The 16,381-nt window shown below is 44.2% G+C and carries 12 protein-coding genes and 2 pseudogenes; 7 read left to right on the forward strand and 7 right to left on the reverse strand.

Annotation, left to right across the window (positions count from 1 at the left end):
• Positions 1 to 19: 19 nt before the first annotated feature.
• Positions 20 to 1,750 (forward strand): ABC transporter ATP-binding protein, encoded by a 1,731-nt coding sequence (locus ACYVRS_RS06580; RefSeq protein WP_461202991.1) that lies wholly within the window; start codon positions 20 to 22, stop codon positions 1,748 to 1,750.
• Positions 1,747 to 3,501 (forward strand): ABC transporter ATP-binding protein, encoded by a 1,755-nt coding sequence (locus tag ACYVRS_RS06585; RefSeq protein ID WP_461202992.1) that lies wholly within the window; start codon positions 1,747 to 1,749, stop codon positions 3,499 to 3,501. Before ACYVRS_RS06580 ends, ACYVRS_RS06585 begins: the two co-directional genes overlap by 4 nt.
• Before the next feature lie 62 nt (positions 3,502 to 3,563).
• Here the strand turns inward: ACYVRS_RS06585 and ACYVRS_RS06590 are convergent, their stop codons facing one another.
• Positions 3,564 to 3,932, reverse strand: coding sequence for a winged helix-turn-helix transcriptional regulator (locus tag ACYVRS_RS06590; RefSeq protein ID WP_312497970.1), 369 nt, complete (start codon positions 3,930 to 3,932; stop codon positions 3,564 to 3,566).
• A 157-nt stretch (positions 3,933 to 4,089) separates the two neighbouring features.
• Between ACYVRS_RS06590 and ACYVRS_RS06595 the strand changes: the two genes are divergently transcribed.
• On the forward strand, positions 4,090 to 5,220 hold the full coding sequence (locus ACYVRS_RS06595; RefSeq protein WP_461202993.1) for an S-(hydroxymethyl)glutathione dehydrogenase/class III alcohol dehydrogenase: 1,131 nt from the start codon (positions 4,090 to 4,092) through the stop codon (positions 5,218 to 5,220).
• Positions 5,211 to 6,053 carry an S-formylglutathione hydrolase gene (fghA, locus tag ACYVRS_RS06600; protein ID WP_461202994.1) on the forward strand — a complete coding sequence of 281 codons (843 nt, stop codon included), beginning with the start codon at positions 5,211 to 5,213 and terminating at the stop codon, positions 6,051 to 6,053. The genes ACYVRS_RS06595 and fghA overlap by 10 nt, the downstream gene beginning before the upstream one ends.
• A gap of 57 nt (positions 6,054 to 6,110) precedes the next feature.
• Here fghA and ACYVRS_RS06605 read toward each other — a convergent pair whose 3' ends face one another.
• Together ACYVRS_RS06605 and ACYVRS_RS06610 are read right to left on the reverse strand one after the other, a co-directional pair.
• Complete coding sequence (locus tag ACYVRS_RS06605) at positions 6,111 to 6,383, reverse strand: GNAT family N-acetyltransferase (RefSeq protein ID WP_461202995.1); 273 nt, start codon at positions 6,381 to 6,383, stop codon at positions 6,111 to 6,113.
• Positions 6,383 to 6,655 (reverse strand): annotated as a pseudogene (locus ACYVRS_RS06610) ((4Fe-4S)-binding protein). Before ACYVRS_RS06610 ends, ACYVRS_RS06605 begins: the two are co-directional and overlap by 1 nt.
• Positions 6,656 to 6,865: 210 nt before the next feature.
• Here ACYVRS_RS06610 and ACYVRS_RS06615 point away from each other — a divergent pair.
• On the forward strand, positions 6,866 to 7,555 hold the full coding sequence (locus ACYVRS_RS06615; RefSeq protein ID WP_312541162.1) for a type 1 glutamine amidotransferase: 690 nt from the start codon (positions 6,866 to 6,868) through the stop codon (positions 7,553 to 7,555).
• A gap of 78 nt (positions 7,556 to 7,633) precedes the next feature.
• Here ACYVRS_RS06615 and ACYVRS_RS06620 read toward each other — a convergent pair whose 3' ends face one another.
• The 4 genes and pseudogenes from ACYVRS_RS06620 to ACYVRS_RS06635 all read right to left on the reverse strand — a co-directional run bounded on the left by ACYVRS_RS06620 (position 7,634) and on the right by ACYVRS_RS06635 (position 12,904).
• Complete coding sequence (locus ACYVRS_RS06620; protein ID WP_461202996.1) at positions 7,634 to 9,829, reverse strand: alpha-galactosidase; 2,196 nt, start codon at positions 9,827 to 9,829, stop codon at positions 7,634 to 7,636.
• A gap of 30 nt (positions 9,830 to 9,859) precedes the next feature.
• A pseudogene (locus ACYVRS_RS06625) lies at positions 9,860 to 10,666 on the reverse strand (carbohydrate ABC transporter permease); the annotation flags it as partial.
• 11 nt (positions 10,667 to 10,677) lie between these two features.
• Positions 10,678 to 11,553 carry a carbohydrate ABC transporter permease gene (locus tag ACYVRS_RS06630; protein ID WP_054116145.1) on the reverse strand — a complete coding sequence of 292 codons (876 nt, stop codon included), beginning with the start codon at positions 11,551 to 11,553 and terminating at the stop codon, positions 10,678 to 10,680.
• A gap of 61 nt (positions 11,554 to 11,614) precedes the next feature.
• Entirely contained in the window at positions 11,615 to 12,904 is a 1,290-nt protein-coding gene (locus ACYVRS_RS06635; RefSeq protein ID WP_461202997.1) for an ABC transporter substrate-binding protein, read from the reverse strand.
• Positions 12,905 to 13,076: 172 nt separating this feature from the next.
• On the opposite strand from ACYVRS_RS06635, the gene ACYVRS_RS06640 reads away from it, so the two are divergent.
• Both ACYVRS_RS06640 and ACYVRS_RS06645 read left to right on the forward strand, forming a co-directional pair.
• Positions 13,077 to 14,600, forward strand: a complete 1,524-nt coding sequence (locus ACYVRS_RS06640; protein WP_461202998.1) for a response regulator — start codon at positions 13,077 to 13,079, stop codon at positions 14,598 to 14,600.
• Entirely contained in the window at positions 14,597 to 16,327 is a 1,731-nt protein-coding gene (locus ACYVRS_RS06645; protein ID WP_461202999.1) for a sensor histidine kinase, read from the forward strand. Before ACYVRS_RS06640 ends, ACYVRS_RS06645 begins: the two co-directional genes overlap by 4 nt.
• The last annotated feature ends 54 nt before the right edge of the window (positions 16,328 to 16,381 follow it).

Genomic DNA, 16,381 nt, shown 5'->3' on the forward strand with positions numbered 1-16,381 from the left:
AATCGTGTAGGAGGCAATTATGCTAGGTTTATTGCGTTATGCTAAGGATTATCGTAAACAAATCATCCTTGGTCCGTTTTTTAAATTTTTAGAAGCTGTTTTCGAGCTAGTTTTGCCGTTGCAGATGGCGACATTAGTAGATGAAGGGTTACGTCAGAACAATTGGTCCAAAGTCGTGGAAATGACCTTATGGATGATTGCGATGTCAGTGATTGGGATGATCTGTGCCGTGATTTGTCAATATTATGCATCGGTGGCATCTCAGGGATTTGGTACTGAGCTGCGCAATCGCTTGATGGCGAAAATCAATTCGCTGTCACATAATGAACTGAATATTTTTGGCACAGATACGCTGATCACCCGCATGACCAACGATATCAATCAGATGCAAATTGCATTGGCTATGTTGATTCGCTTAGTGGTTCGTGCGCCTTTCTTGAGTATTGGCTCGGTGGTGATGGCCTTTGTCATTGACTGGCAAGCAGGTCTGATTTTCTTATTGGTGTTGCCCTTATTTTGTATTGTCTTGTTTTGGATCATTTCAAAAACGGTTCCTCTCTATCAAAAAGTCCAAGTGCGACTCGATCAATTGAATGAACTAGTGAGCCAAAACTTAAGCGGTATTCGCGTGATTCGGGCATTTGCGCGAACAAAAACCGAAACCAAACGTTTTGATGAAGCAACAGATGATCTGGGCAGTATTTATTTATGGGTCACCAATTTATCGGCATTGCTCACGCCGGCCACAACCTTCATTATGAATATCGCCATCATTGGGTTATTTTATATCGGCGGGTTCAAAGTCAACGTTGGTCATTTGCAGCAAGGACAAGTACTGGCCTTGGTCAATTATATGAACCAAATGCTGTTGGCGTTGATCGTCGTGTCGAATCTAGTCATCATCTTTACCCGTGCCGCGGCTTCTGCTTCTCGGATCAACGAGGTATTGGATGCAGAACCTTCAATTGATGATCAACTCTCTGAAGTCTTTTTAGATCAACCGAAGAACAATGTTGGTGCGATTCGTTTTGAACATGTCGATTTTCGTTTCTCAGCAGATTACGGTCTGGCGCTGCAAAACATCGACTTCCAAGTGACGCCTGGATCAACATTGGGTATTACTGGGCCAACAGGAAGCGGTAAGTCTGCTTTGACTCAATTGATTCCCCGCTTTTATGATGTAGCGGCTGGGAAAGTGATCGTGGATGGCCAAGATGTCCGAAAATGGCCATTACAGCAATTGCGGCAAAAAATTGCGATGGTGCCGCAAACAGCGGTCCTCTTTTCTGGCACGATTCGCGAAAACTTGCAGTGGGGCAAAACCGATGCCACCGATGAAGAATGTTGGCGGGCGTTAGCTATCGCTCAAAGCCGCGACTTTGTTGAAGCATTGCCTAAGCAATTAGATACCCCGATCTTTGAAGGAGGCAAAAATTTCTCAGGTGGACAAAAACAACGCTTAACGATTGCCCGAGCGTTGATCGCCCAACCAGACATTTTGATCCTTGATGATTCATTGAGTGCCTTAGACTATCAAACAGATCTTGATTTACGGATGGCCTTAAAAGAAAACTTGCGGGGCACCGTGATCATCATCTCCCAACGGGTCCGTTCGATCCAAGATGCGCAGCAGATACTCGTGTTAGACCAAGGGAAACTTGTTGGCAAAGGAACCCACGATACCTTATTGGCTGAATCGACAGCCTACCAAGAAATCGTCACATCTCAAGCAGAGGAGGAAGACAAATGAAAAAGAAATCCATTGATTGGTCCGCTTTGGCCCGTTACTTCCCATACTTAGGTGCCTACCATAAAGAAACTTGGACTGCTGTGGTCCTTGGGATCGCTGCCGGTGTCTCTAGTGTCTATATGACCTATTTGATTGGTCAAGGGGTGGATCAGCTGATTGGTGCTGACCAAGTCCATTTCAATGCGCTCTTCCGGATTCTGCTGCTCTTTGGCGGTGTGATGCTGGTGACCGTGATCAGTCAGTGGCTGATCCAACGGTTAGGCAATCGGGTGGCTTATCTTTCTGTCGCCGATTTGCGTAAGCAAGGATTCGCCCATTTGAATACATTGCCTTTGCGCTATTACGATCAACAATCACATGGGAATATCGTCAGTCGTTTTACCAATGATATGGACAATATATCGATTGCTGTCTCAGCTGTCTTCAACCAGCTTTTTTCGGGGATTTCTGTGGTTTTGATTGCCTTGATCGTGATGTGCCAAATGAGTATTCCGTTGACGCTGGTCGTCTTGGTATCCACACCGATCATTTTCTTGGTCAACTGGGTCGTTACAAGAACTTCCCAATCTCATTTCGCTCGGCAGCAAGAGATCGTCGGTGAGATTTCAGGCTTTGTGACTGAAATGATCGGCAACCAAAAAATCGTCAAAGCGTTCGACCGTGAAGCAATCAATCAAGCACAGTTTGAAACCATCAATCAAGACTTGAATGTCCGCGGGCAAAAAGCCCAGTTTTCTTCTTCATTGACCAATCCCCTCTCTCGCTTTGTGGATCATTTGGCTTACTTGTCGGTTGGGTTCGTCGGCGGATTTTTGTTCTTTTCTGGCACGGGATCGGTTACGATCGGTGTCATCTCAAGTTTTACGATTTATTCGACGCAATTTTCGAAACCCTTCATCGAATTGTCCGGGATCACTACCCAAATCCAAACAGCACTTGCTGGCTTGGCTCGAACCTTTGATTTGTTGGATCAAGAACCAGAATCTGCTGATGACCAAGAATCTCATGCTTTAACATCGATCAAAGGGAAAATCGATTTTGAAGATGTCGCATTTGCCTATGATCCAGACCAAAAATTGATCGAAGACTTTACCTTTACCGCCCAACCAGGGGAAACCGTCGCCATCGTCGGAAAGACCGGTGCTGGGAAATCCACTTTGGTCAATTTGCTGATGCGTTTCTATGATGTGGACAAAGGATCGATCCGAATCGATGGTATCGATATCCGGCAACTGAAACGAGAAGATTTACGCCAAAGTTTCGGGATGGTTTTGCAAGACACGTGGCTCTTTGATGCCTCTTTACGAGAGAATCTGCAATATGGGCAGGCGAATGCCACCGACGAAGAAATCTATGCTGCGCTGAAAAGTGCCTATATGTATGAATATGTCATGCGCTTGCCAGAGAAACTTGATACCCCAATTGGACATCAAGGTATTAAAATCTCTGACGGACAACGACAATTACTGACGATTGCCCGGACAATGATCTCAAATCCGCCGATGCTGATTTTAGATGAAGCCACTAGCTCAGTCGATACCTTGACGGAGAAAAAAATCCAAGATGCTTTCTTACGCATGATGCAAGGCAAAACCAGCTTTGTGATTGCCCATCGCTTGTCCACGATTCGGGCCGCCGATAAGATTTTGGTCATGGATGCTGGCCAAATCGTAGAACAAGGCACCCATGAAGAATTATTGGCGCTGCAAGGGTATTACTATCGCTTGTACCATGCCCAGTTTCAACATTAAAAAAATCACTCTTTGCGCCATGCAAAGAGTGATTTTTTGTACCCGCCGTCCGTATATTTCTTTTATGTTGCCTCATCTGGTAAAGTGGAATCAGGGGTGCCCTCCACCGTTGCCCAGTACTGATCACCCCATTGACAGATTTCTTCGACGATTGGTCTTAAGGACAAGCCAATCTCCGTCAAACGATAGTCGACTTTGGGTGGTACGACTGGATAAACCTGACGGGTGATGATTTGGTCTCGTTCTAGTTCTCTTAATTGGCGAATGATCATCCGTTGATTGATTGCTGGCAGCAAACGATGGATCTCACTCAGCCGCAAAACCGGTTGCTGCAGCAACGCCCAAATCAGCGCAATCTTGTATTTGCCACCAATGACATACATGGCGAGGTCTTTGGTATGGATAAATTCTTTGTCATTATAGTGATACATCGTTTTCTCCTATTCTCTACATGTGATGGGTATGTGCCAATGATAGGCACTATACCATCTTTTGTCGATAGTGACAAACTCGTCAGTATTGAATCATCTGACACAACCGTTATACTGAACACAAGCATACTATTATTTGAAAGAAGGTCGATGTGATATGAAAAGCAAAGCAGCCGTAGCATTCGAAGCCGGCAAACCATTAGAAATCGTCGAGATCGATGTGGCCGATCCGAAAGCCACAGAAGTGATGATCAAAATATTATATACATCCGTCTGCCATACGGATGCCTTTACGCTATCGGGGGATGATCCTGAGGGCGTCTTTCCCGCAGTTCTAGGCCATGAAGGCGCAGGGGTCGTCGTCAAAATAGGTTCTGACGTTACGTCGGTCGCAGTTGGCGATCACGTGATTCCTTTATATACTGCAGAATGCGGCACATGTAAATTCTGTCTATCAGGCAAAACAAATCTTTGTTCCGCGGTGCGAGAAACGCAAGGCAAGGGCTTGATGCCAGATGGAACCACTCGCTTTTCTTACCAAGGTCAACCGATTTATCATTATATGGGCACCAGCACGTTTAGCGAGTATACGGTGGTCAACGAGATCAATGTAGTCAAAATCGATGAACGTGCCCCCTTAGACAAAGTCGCTCTTTTTGGTTGCGGTGTGACCACTGGTTTAGGCGCAGTCAAAAATACTGCCAACGTTGAATCCGGTTCAATCAACGCAGTTTTCGGACTAGGCGCCATCGGTCTAGCTGTGATCCAAGGATTAAAGAAAGCCAATGCTACACGCATCATCGCTGTTGATACCAATCCTGACAAATGGCCGCTTGCGCAAAAAATGGGTGCCACTGATTTCGTCAATCCTAAAGACGATGATCGACCCATCCAAGAGGTCTTGGTGGAAATGACTGATGGCGGCGTCGATTACAGCTTTGAATGTATCGGCAATGTCGATGTCATGCGTTCCGCTTTGGAGGCTTGTCACAAAGGCTGGGGCGAGAGCATTATCATTGGTGTCGCTGGTGCCGGCAAAGAGATTGCTACCCGTCCTTTTCAATTGGTGACTGGTCGGGTCTGGAAAGGTTCCGCTTTTGGCGGCGTCAAAGGACGTTCACAGTTGCCAGGGATGGTGCAAGATTATATGGCTGGCGACATTGATTTAGACTCTTTCATCACCCATTATCTTGACTTTGATGCGATCAATACCTCTTTTGATTTATTACATGCCGGTGAATCGATCCGTACGATCTTGACCTATGGGGGCGACGATGCATGCGTCTAAAAATAATTGAACAACACAAAAGTCACGGCGGTCTGCAGATCAAGTATCGTCATTATGCTGAAACCTTACAAACTGAAGCTACCTTCAGTTTATATTTACCCGAAGCTGCAACTGCCGCTACTCCAACTGCTTTGATCTGGTGGTTGGCAGGATTGACTTGTACCGATGATAACTTCAGCCAAAAAGGCGCGTTCCAGAAATATGCCGCCCAGCAGAACCTCGCTTTTGTGATGCCGGATACCTCTCCTCGAGGCGTAGATGTTGCGGATAGTGAAGATTGGGATCTAGGCCAAGGGGCTGGATTTTATCTGAATGCCACGGAAGCGCCTTGGCAAGCACATTTCCATATGTACGATTATCTGACCAAGGAATTGCCAGCCATCGTCTATGACTTGATTCCTCATTTTTCCGGTCAAGAAAGTATCATGGGTCATTCTATGGGGGGGCACGGTGCCTTGATTCTGGGATTAAAAAATCCAGCACGTTTTAAAGCCATCTCCGCTTTTGCCCCAATCAGCCATCCGTCGGTCGTTCCTTGGGGAAAAAAAGCCTTTACTGCCTATCTAGGAGAAGATCAGACCAAGTGGCAAGCATGGGATGCGACGGCATTGGTGGCCAACGTTGATGGACCGCCACCGCCGATATTGATCACACAAGGTACAGCGGATGATTTTTATGACACCCAACTAGTTGAGACTGATTTTCTGACAGCTGCCAAAGAAGCTGGCGCATCTGTGCGCTATGAATCAGAAACAGGGTACGACCATAGTTATTTCACGATTGCCTCGTTTATTGAACGGCATATTGCGTTTCATCAACATTATTTTTCATAAACAAAAGAAGTCTTTACCAGCAAAAAGGTAAAGACTTCTTTTGTTGAGCTTCATCGATTATCGATTCCACACATCCCCATACTCGGATTTTTGTTCAAATTCTTTCTTGGCGAATGGACACAAGGGAATGATTTTCTTGTTTTCTTTACGGGCTTTTTCTACCCCTTTGGCGACAAGTTTTTCCGCTAGTCCTTGTCCGCGATAACTAGGATCAACAAAGGTATGATCAATAATCATGCGCTCAGTTCCGGCATCTGACCAGGTCATTTCACCTATTTCTTTGTCGCCGTCTTTTAAAGCAAAACGGTTTTTTTCTTCTACGATTTCCATCATGATTGCTCCTTCGTGACAAATTTTAAGGCGCCGCTTGGACAAGTATGGATCACTTGCGCTACTTGCGGTGCTTCGCCATTATCTGGCATGATCTAGGGTCTGCCTCCAACTTCGAACACAGCGGAATTTCCTCGTACACAGTTGCCACTGTGGATGCAGATTTACTTATTATAATAGACATCGATCGCTTCGCCATGGTATTTTCGATACCCGCCAGCTAGTAATGTTTCTTCTGTGACTGGTTCACCAGCCAATGTATGACCGTCCATCTGACCGCCTCCTTCATGTTCAACCAACAACAACCATCCTTTGTTTTCATCATACGCCTATTTGGTGAAAAAAGAAAAGATTCTTTCTCCGCTTTTAGGCGTCGCAGCTCTTTTGACTTTGGCTGGATCTCATGCTACACTGCCAACATTAACGGGTACTTGCAGGCGAAACCCGCAGCCAACATTGCCGTCGATAAGAAAGGAACAACTATGCGTATCAACATTTTGCAACATACACCAAACGAAGGGCCTGGCGCAATCATGGATTGGGCAAAAACGTATGGTCATGAGGTCTTCATCTACCATCCTTACCACTTCAACGGTGTCTTGCCCCTTGCCGATGAAACTGATTTCTTAGTAATTTTGGGTGGCCCCATGAGCCCAAATGATCCACTGCCATGGATCAGTGAAGAACGATCACTGATTTTGGCGTTGATCAAGCAAAATAAACCAATTTTTGGGGCCTGCTATGGCGCACAGCAAATCGTCAAAGCCCTCGGATATGCCGTAACGAAAGCCCCCCATAAAGAAGTAGGCTGGGCACCAGTCTATCTTGAATCATCGGTGATCCCGCAACTGCCAGATCAAATGACCGTCTTGCATTGGCACGAAGAAATGTTTGAGATACCGAATGATGCACAGCGGCTGTTTCGCAGTGACCTGGTTGCCAATCAGGGCTTTATCCTGAACCAGCGGATCATTGGCTTGCAGTTTCACTTTGAACCCTTGGTTGAGAATGTGCGAGAAATGGTCATCAACGATGGGGCTTACGCAGCGGATAGCAAGAATGCTTTGCAGCAAGACCCTGCAGCAATTTTGATGCAAGAGGTGCCTGCAGAAAACAAGCGTATCCTCTATCGATTGTTGGACTTCATCACAGACACTCCTTCAGTGATCTGAAAAAAAGAACCAAAAACAAGGGCTGAAAGCTTCCTTTCAGTCCTTGTTTTAGTTATGCACATGTTTGATACTGTCTGCTCACATCTCGTGCTTATCGATCGCTTTGAAATGGTACATCTGAGAAGCATAGTCTCCTGCCAAGTGCGGATCCACATAGAAGCCGATCTGCATCAACTCATCCCCACCCTGGATCCCTAAGTCGGAAGCGTATTGTTTCTCAACATCTAAGCCTTGCAATTTCAATGTCACCAATGGCGCAGAAGCTTCAGCTAACACACGGAAATAAAAGACCATAGCTTCCGATCGATCCTGACTGATATACATCCAGGCTGTATCGTTGCCTTCAAAAGGGCTCAGCAAGCGGACAAATCTGCCAAATTGCAGCAAGTGTCGATGTTGCTTATAGACATGGATTTGCTCTTTGATGGCTGTTTTCTCAGCTGTCGTCAATTGGGTCAGATCTAGTTCATACCCCAATAATCCTGACATCGCCACGTGTCCTCTTATGGAAAGATCAGTGATGCGATGGGTCTGATGATTCGGCACGGCTGACACATGGGACCCCATGGTTGACGGTGGATAAACCAAGCTGGTGCCATACTGGATCTTCAGCCGAGCAATGGCATCGGTGTTATCGCTGGTCCAAATCTGCGGCATATAATATAAGAAACCTGGGTCAAACCGACCCCCACCACCAGAACAACCTTCAAATAGAATCTGTGGATAGGCCGTTGTCAATTTTTCCAGAAAGTCATACAACCCTAGCATATAGCGATGGGCGACTTCTCCTTGCTGGGCTGGGTCCAGCAGCAAGGAATAGACATCGGACATATTGCGGTTCATATCCCATTTGATGTAGTCGATCGGCACGCGATCAAACAGCTTTTGCAACTGTTGATAGATGTGGTCACGGACATCTTGCCGGGAAAAATCTAACACATATTGACTGCGGCTCAATGCTGGTTGGCGCTGCGGGACTTCTAAGCGCCATTCAGGGTGGGCGCGATACAATTCACTATCGCCAGAAACCATTTCTGGTTCTAGCCACAACCCAAATTGCAGCCCGCGGTCTTTGACTTTCTTGGCAAATCCTGCAAGCCCTGAGGCCAATTTCCCTTCGTTTTCGAACCAATCACCAAGGGATGTCTGATCATCTTCCCGCTGACCAAACCAGCCATCATCTAACACAAATAGTTCGATGCCTAGTGCTTTGGCTTCGTCCACTAAGTGGTCCAATTTATCTTCATCAAAATCAAAGTAAGTGGCTTCCCAATTGTTGATCAAGATGGGCCGCTCTTTGTTTTTGAAATTGCCGCGAATCAAATGCTGGTCATAAAAGTCATGGTATACATGGGATAATTGGTTCAATCCTTGATCACTGTATGCCAGCACAACTTCAGGCGCTTGGAAGATGTCTCCTTGATTGAGCTGCCAATTGAAATGGTCACGATTGATCCCCATGATCACTCTCGTTTGCTGATAGGGATCTCGTTCAATGACCGTTTCATGACTGCCGCTATAAATCAAGCTAAAACCAAAACATGTGCCTTGGACTTCGTTGGTTTGCGGATCGGCTAAGATACTGAAGGGATTTTGCTGATGACTGCTGGATCCTCGTTTGCTGTCCAAGCGCTTGGTGCCGATCTGAATCGATTCACGGGTCATTTGACGTTCCCGTGCCCATGCACCATGCAGATGAATCAAATCTAGCGGACGATTGGGAAAGTCGATCGATTGGCTGGCGAATTGTTCGATCCGCACTTGCTGCTCATGGTGGTTGATCAGCTGACTAGAACGAACGATCACTGCGGTATCAGAAAAAATCGAGTAAGACAACTTCAGCTCCAGTTTGGCCGTTTCATCTATGAGGGACAGGCACAGAGTCTCGATTGCGTCAGCATCTCCATAGGTTTGAGGCAAGCCAGCCAGCATTGGTTTGCCTTGCATGATTTCATGTCCTTGATAGACAAAATGGGTCACGTGGCTGCCGTTTTGATGCCGAATGTCATAGGCTGCTTCGCGGAAATCGCCAAAGCCATTACCGGGAAACTCCATCATCATTGTGTCTAATGAAAACAAACGGTCTTTACTTCCTGGCGGGTTTGGCGAAAAAGACCGATCAATGCGGGGATAACGATACCCGCCAGAATAATGGGTCAGATACTTGCCATAATAGATATGGGCAAGATTGCCGCCTTCTTCGATCTGCATCACATAACTGATCTGCCCATTGCTTAAATGAAAAATATGATTCGTTTGATCAAATGTAATCATGGGATATCCTTTCCAGCTGTTTTGTCATGGTCATTTCACAGAACCTAGCATGCCTTGTACAAATTGTTTTTGCAGAACAAAGAAAATAATGGCTGTCGGCAAAGTAGCGATCACGATCCCGCACATCATCATGCCGTAATCTGGTGTATACGAGGCACCCATTGCCGATAGAACCAGTGGCACTGTCCGTTTGTCCGGTGATTGCAAAGCAACCAATGGCCACAAATAATTGTTCCAACTATTCATAAATGTAATGATCGCTGCTGCCGCATAGGTATTTTTGGCTGTCGGCATATAGACTCTCAAGAAAATACTCAATTCGTTCAATCCATCGATCCGAGCGGCTTCCACCAATTCTTTCGGAAAAGCTTTGATATTCTGCCGGAAGAAGAAAATCAAGAACGCAGTACATACAGACGGTAAGATCACAACAGCAAAGGTGTTGATCCCGATTGGTGTGCCGCTCAGCTTACTGAACATCCGATACAAGGGAATCATCAATGCCGCAAAAGGCACCATCATCGACAAGAGCAAAATGTTGAAAATACGGTCTTTGGTTTTGGTTCGATAAATTTCAAATCCATACCCTGCCATCGATGAAAAGAGCAGCGCAAAGATCGTCGTGATCACAGCGATGAAGGCGGAGTTTCCAAGGGCACGGGTAAAATTAAGATCTGAGGCAAATAAGTTTTGGAAGTTGATGACCAATTGGTCACCAATCATTATTTTCCCTGCAACGATATCAAAGGTTTGATTGGTCATGCCTAAGATCATCCACACAAAAGGGAAAATCGAGATGAAAGCCAGGATACATAAAAAGAGATATTTGAGTGTTAGTGATAAAGTTTTCAATTTTCTTTCCCTCCTATTTTGGTTTGGATGATCGACAAGATCACGATCGCAATCACGATCACAAAGGAAACCGCTGCGGCATAGCCAAAGTTTGGCGTAAACTTGTAACTCAAATTATAGATATATTGCGACAATGTCGTCGTCGCGTTTGCAGGGCCGCCGCCTGTGATGTTTTGGACTTCGTCAAATAATTGCAAGGTACCGATCGTTGAAGTGATGGTCGTGAAAAGAATAATTGGTCGCAAATTGGGAATCGTGATCTTGAAAAATTGGTCCCATTTTGAGGCACCGTCGATTTCCGCAGCTTCGTAGATACTAGGTTCAATATTTTGCATGCCAGAAATGAAGAAAATCATATTGTAACCGGTCCAGCGCCAAGTAATGGCAAAAATAATCAAGACTTTAGCCCAAAATGGGTCGGTCAACCATTGGATCGGTGTATCGATCACATTGATCTGAGTCAAGAAATTATTGACCAAGCCATTGGCTGAGAACAAACTTTTCATGATCAATGAATACGAAACCAACGAGGTGATACAAGGCAAGAACAAGGCCGTTCTGAATAATCCTTTGAACTTTAATTTTTTGTCATTCAGTATGTTCGACACGACCAATGCCAAAAAGAGCATGATCGGCACTTGGATCAATAAATATAAAAACGTATTGCCAAAGGCTTTTTTAAAGGTAGAATCTGTTAGCATTCGCTGATAATTCCCCAACCCGTTGAAGGTCATGGCCGTTGGTGTACCTGATTGAAAAGATGTAAATAACGCTGAGATCATTGGGATAAAGACCAATGCTGAAATCAAAATAACCGGTAATGTGATAAATGCATTGCCATTGGCAAACCAATTTTTTGATTTATTTTTCATGGTGTTTCCTCCTTAACACAGAAACTCGCGATTGCTCACGAGTTTCTGCAAAGTTGTTCGATTAGTTTGCAATCTGTGCTTCTACTTGTGTTTGTGCATCTTCTAATACTTTATCGATATCTTCGCCATTGATGACCCGTTGCAAGCTTTCAGTCAAGACAGACTCGATGGCATAGGTATGGTTGCCGTAGTTTACAGCTGGGATTTCTTGTGACCATTGAGAGAAGTCTTGGAAGACTTTTTGACCACCGTAGAAGTCCAAACCAGAAGTATATTCTTCTGTTTCTTCAGCGGCATTCATTGTCGATACTAACCCAATCTCAGTTGCCAACGTACCCATCAATTCTTTGTTCGATGCAAATGTTTTATCTAAGAAGTCTTTGGCATTGTCTTCGCCATCCACACCTTTGATGACATACCAGCCGGCACCGCCGATACTGGATGCATTGACCGAGTTGCTGTTGCCTGCAATAGATGGAATTTGTGCGATCGCCCATTTGCCGCTTTGATCTTCAGCACCTTGGATCGTGCTTGAGTACCACGCGCCTGTTGGTGCAGAAGCGGTATTCCCTGATTGTACCGCGTTGACGCCGCCATCCCAATCAGATACTTGCTCAACCAAACCTTCATTCAATAGTGTCGCCAATACATTCAATCCTGCTTTAAAGGATTCATTGTCTTTGATCGTTACTGTTGTTCCATCTTCACCGGTATACCATTCACCAGCAGACTGCATAATGATCCGTGCCAAGCCTAAGTCACTTGGATCCAGCGACATCATTGGATGGCCAGTTTTTTCTTTGACATCTTTGGCGATTTGGATGAAATCATCCCAGGTAATATCTTCTAAGTCAGCTGCTTCGTACCCAGCATCTGCTAAGTAATCTGTGCGGTAGAATAATCCAGCCACACCACTGTCAAACGGCACGCCATAAATCACATCATCAACTTTATTGACCGCAAATTTATAGCTGGAAAAATCATCTTCATTGACGATATCCGTCAAGTCACTAAATGCATCTGGATAAGAGGATAGATACCCTTGGATACGGTAATCTTCAATTAAAACGATATTTGGCAAGCCATCCGTATTCCCTGAAGCCAAGCTGGTATTTAGTTTTTGCACGATATCATCTTGTGACATCGTCACGACTTCAACATCGACATCATCATTCTCATATACTTTGATGGCTTCATTTACTGCTTTGATATTAAAGGTTTCATCCCAAGCCCAAACAGTCACTTTATCAGAAGAACCACCCGAATCTCCAGAACTAGATCCACTGCTGCCACAAGCCGCCAAAGTCAAAAGCGCTGCTGCCGTTACAATAGAAGTTATCAATTTTTTCATTTCTATCCCTCTTTCCTTATTTATTACATCCTTACTATACATCGAATCTGTAACCGCATTCAATAACCTTGAAAGAGCTTACTAAAATTGTCCAAAAAAAGAAAAAATTTACCAATAGCTATCTTTTTTGAAAGCGTTTATATTAAAATAGAAGAAATAGGGGGTATTTTTGATGGCTAATTTACATACAGTATTAATCGTCGATGATGAGGCGACGATCCGTGATGGATTGAAACATATGATTCGCTGGGAACAAGAAGGCTTCCGTTTGCTGGGGGATGCGGCAAACGGGGAAGAAGCTTTAAATCAGATTCAAACGTTGCAACCTGACATTGTGATCACCGACTTGAAAATGCCGCAAATGGACGGCATTCAGTTGACCACAGTGATCCAACAGCAATACCCGGAGGTCCATTTTCTGGTTTTGAGCAGCTATGATGATTTTCACTATGTGAGTCAAGCATTTAAGAATGGTGCCCTTGATTACTTATTGAAGCCAACCTTGACACCGGCATCCTTATTGCAGACACTCGGCAAAATTGCCAAAAAAATCAGTCATAGTCAAGGATCGATTTCCGAAGAAACACAATTACAAGAGGCGTTGAACCGTTATTTGGCCGGCTATGAAGAATCACTTCAACCGATAGATGCTTATTTGAACCCAACCCTTACACCGGCAGATTATCAGCTGCTTTATACAAACTTGCGCCATTTCCAATCAAATCAGCAACTGTTTCATGCCCTGAATGAATTCGCGCAATCTGAGCCAAAATTACGGACATTGCCCTTTCGCACGAGCAACAACGATGCTGGGTTATTGATATGTGGACCACAGCATCTTGACATTGGCGCATCTTTAAAACAATGTTTGCTGCAGTTGACCTATACCGAACCAGACGCATTCTTTACTTTAAGCAATGCTTTTCACAAAATTGATCAATTGCGGACATCCTACCTACAATTGAAAGAAAAAAGCCGCGGTCAATATTTTTTTTATAAGCGCCAGCGCTTGGTATCTGAGCATGAATTATTCCCATACCTGACAAGTGAACGATTTGATACAAAGAAATTCTTGCGGGCATTACTAGATAACAATTTCTTGTTGGGTATCGCCCGCATCGAAGAATTTTTTAATGAGATGATCATTTCAAATGTTGAACCCGGTGTCTTAAAACAACAAGCCGGCAGTATTTTTTACACATTGCTTTCTCGCTTGGAAGAAGAATTTCCAAATGAAGCGGCTTTTAGTCAGATCAAGCATCAATTCTTGCGGGAAGTTGCCACAGTTAGGTACTTAGAAGATTTCTCTGATTTATTGCTAAAGACCATCGAAGCGATCCGGGAACAACTGACCCCATTGTCGCCATTAGATGAAGACGATCTATTGGTATCGATCCAAAGATTCATCCATGACAATTATATGAAAAGTTTGTCTTTGTCGGAATTGGCGGACACGTTTCATTTCAGTTACACATATTTGTCTGCGTTCTTGTCTTCGAAATTAACCATGAGCTTTTCAGATTATTTGAAAAACATTCGTCTAGAAAAAGCCAAAGAACTGCTAGTCAAATCTGATTTGAACCTATCAGAAATCAGTCAGGCAATCGGTTATTCTGATATCAGCTATTTTTCTCGTATCTTTAAAAAAGAATTTCAAATGACGCCTTCCAAATACCGTAGGATGAATCAACTATGAAATGGCGCAATTGGATCAAAGAAAATGAGTTGTTTGCCCGGATCTTTCTTTTTGTTGTCGTTGGCGTGATCAGTGTCTGTCTATTAACCGTCGCTGTGATTTACGGTCGTTCCAAAGATGCCTATGTCGCTTCTTACCAAAGTTCCAACGAACTTCTTTTAGAAAAGATCCAGGAAGATTATGAACGATTGAATGACAATATCAATCGAATCTTTGATGTCGTGGACGAAAGCAAAGCCGTAGAAAGCTATTTAAAAGGGGAATTAAATCAAGGACGTACCATTTTGGAATTAAATGATCAACTACAAGACACCCGCTCCCTGTTTCAAGATATTCCCTCCAATTTAGTGCTGATTGGGGTCAATGGCCGAACGTTCTTTCAAAATGATGCGGTACGAAATCAATCAGTCGAAGATTTTTTGTCTAGCAGCTTCGTGGAACAGATCAATACTGATCCTGCGATCAGCCAATACTATTTTTTAGAAGCGGGTCTGAGTACCTCGACTGCCGATTATCCTGGGCTCATGTATGTACGGAAGTTGATCAAAAACAACACCATTTTTGGCTATGCCATGATTTTCTTAAAAGAGGTAGATTTCGCGTCGATTTACAGTCAGTTACTCAATATCCAGCTTCATGCCGTCTATATCGTCAACAGTGACAACCAAGTGCTCTCCAGTTCTGAAAAACAATATTTAGGCGAAAGCTTTGATCCTGCTTTGGTGGCTAAAAAAACGGCAACCAGCGTCAATCAATTGCCGCTATATTCTTATCAATTTACATTTTATGATGTGTTGGATGAAACCCATTTGGTTCGGAATATGAAACTGATCCAACCAGCCGTCATGATTTCTTTTATCAGTATTTTACTTTTTAGCTTATTTGCTTTTTGGATCATCCGCAAAATCACCAAACCGATTTATCAGTTGATCGATAAGATCCCAGCAGTTACGCAAGGTGATTTTAGCGAAAAAGTGACCTTATCTGGTACTTATGAGACCCGTGCCCTCGGTCGCGCCTATAATCTGATGTTGGAAGACCTCGCTTCTTATGTCGATCACTTAATGGTGACCGAAGCGGATAAACGCAAATTTGAAATTCGTTCGCTGCAAATGCAGATTCAACCGCATTTTGTCTATAATACCCTGACAGCGATCAAATTTTTGATTTGGCAAAATGAACAAGAAAAGGCAACCCAAGCGATCGACAGCTTTGTTCAGTTGCTGCGGCATACGTTTAAACGAGAAGAAATCGTGCCATTGAAAGATGAATTGGCGATTGTGACAGACTATTTTGTACTGATGAATGTGCGTTACGGCGATCGAATCAAGTCTACGGTCTTTACAGATGAAGGCGCGGAGCAAAGTCTGGTACCGAAGATGATCTTGCAACCCATCATCGAAAATGCCTATCTCCATGCCTTTCCGGATGAAGTGATGGGCTATATCCAAATCTTTTCTCGTCTAACCAAAGAAGGATTGCAGATCGAGGTGATCGATAATGGTATTGGCTTTAATGAAGCTGATACGCAACAAAAAAATCAAACATTTGACCATTATTCCGGCATCGGACTAGACAATATCGACCAACGAATCAAACTATTGTATGGCCCGAAATTCGGCTTAACCGTCCACTCTCGTTTAAACGAAGGCACCTCCGTGGTCTTGTTGCTGCCAATCAAGCAGCATATGGCTGATGAACAAGACAACCATGATCCAGCCCTTTAACAACAAGACTCCCGCTACCTATTCGTAGTGGGAGTCTTGTTGTTCTCTTCATCG

Source organism: Enterococcus salsurae, assembly GCF_054784955.1.

What these genes read in the sequence shown, in the direction of transcription:
- ACYVRS_RS06580 (WP_461202991.1), top strand. Translation starts at nt 20, where the DNA reads ATGCTAGGTTTATTGCGTTATGCTAAGGATTATCGTAAACAAATCATC.
- ACYVRS_RS06615 (WP_312541162.1), top strand. Translation starts at nt 6,866, where the DNA reads ATGCGTATCAACATTTTGCAACATACACCAAACGAAGGGCCTGGCGCA.
- fghA (WP_461202994.1), top strand. Translation starts at nt 5,211, where the DNA reads ATGCGTCTAAAAATAATTGAACAACACAAAAGTCACGGCGGTCTGCAG.
- ACYVRS_RS06590 (WP_312497970.1), bottom strand. Translation starts at nt 3,932, where the DNA reads ATGTATCACTATAATGACAAAGAATTTATCCATACCAAAGACCTCGCC.
- ACYVRS_RS06620 (WP_461202996.1), bottom strand. Translation starts at nt 9,829, where the DNA reads ATGATTACATTTGATCAAACGAATCATATTTTTCATTTAAGCAATGGG.
- ACYVRS_RS06635 (WP_461202997.1), bottom strand. Translation starts at nt 12,904, where the DNA reads ATGAAAAAATTGATAACTTCTATTGTAACGGCAGCAGCGCTTTTGACT.
- ACYVRS_RS06640 (WP_461202998.1), top strand. Translation starts at nt 13,077, where the DNA reads ATGGCTAATTTACATACAGTATTAATCGTCGATGATGAGGCGACGATC.
- ACYVRS_RS06605 (WP_461202995.1), bottom strand. Translation starts at nt 6,383, where the DNA reads ATGGAAATCGTAGAAGAAAAAAACCGTTTTGCTTTAAAAGACGGCGAC.
- ACYVRS_RS06595 (WP_461202993.1), top strand. Translation starts at nt 4,090, where the DNA reads ATGAAAAGCAAAGCAGCCGTAGCATTCGAAGCCGGCAAACCATTAGAA.
- ACYVRS_RS06645 (WP_461202999.1), top strand. Translation starts at nt 14,597, where the DNA reads ATGAAATGGCGCAATTGGATCAAAGAAAATGAGTTGTTTGCCCGGATC.
- ACYVRS_RS06630 (WP_054116145.1), bottom strand. Translation starts at nt 11,553, where the DNA reads ATGAAAAATAAATCAAAAAATTGGTTTGCCAATGGCAATGCATTTATC.
- ACYVRS_RS06585 (WP_461202992.1), top strand. Translation starts at nt 1,747, where the DNA reads ATGAAAAAGAAATCCATTGATTGGTCCGCTTTGGCCCGTTACTTCCCA.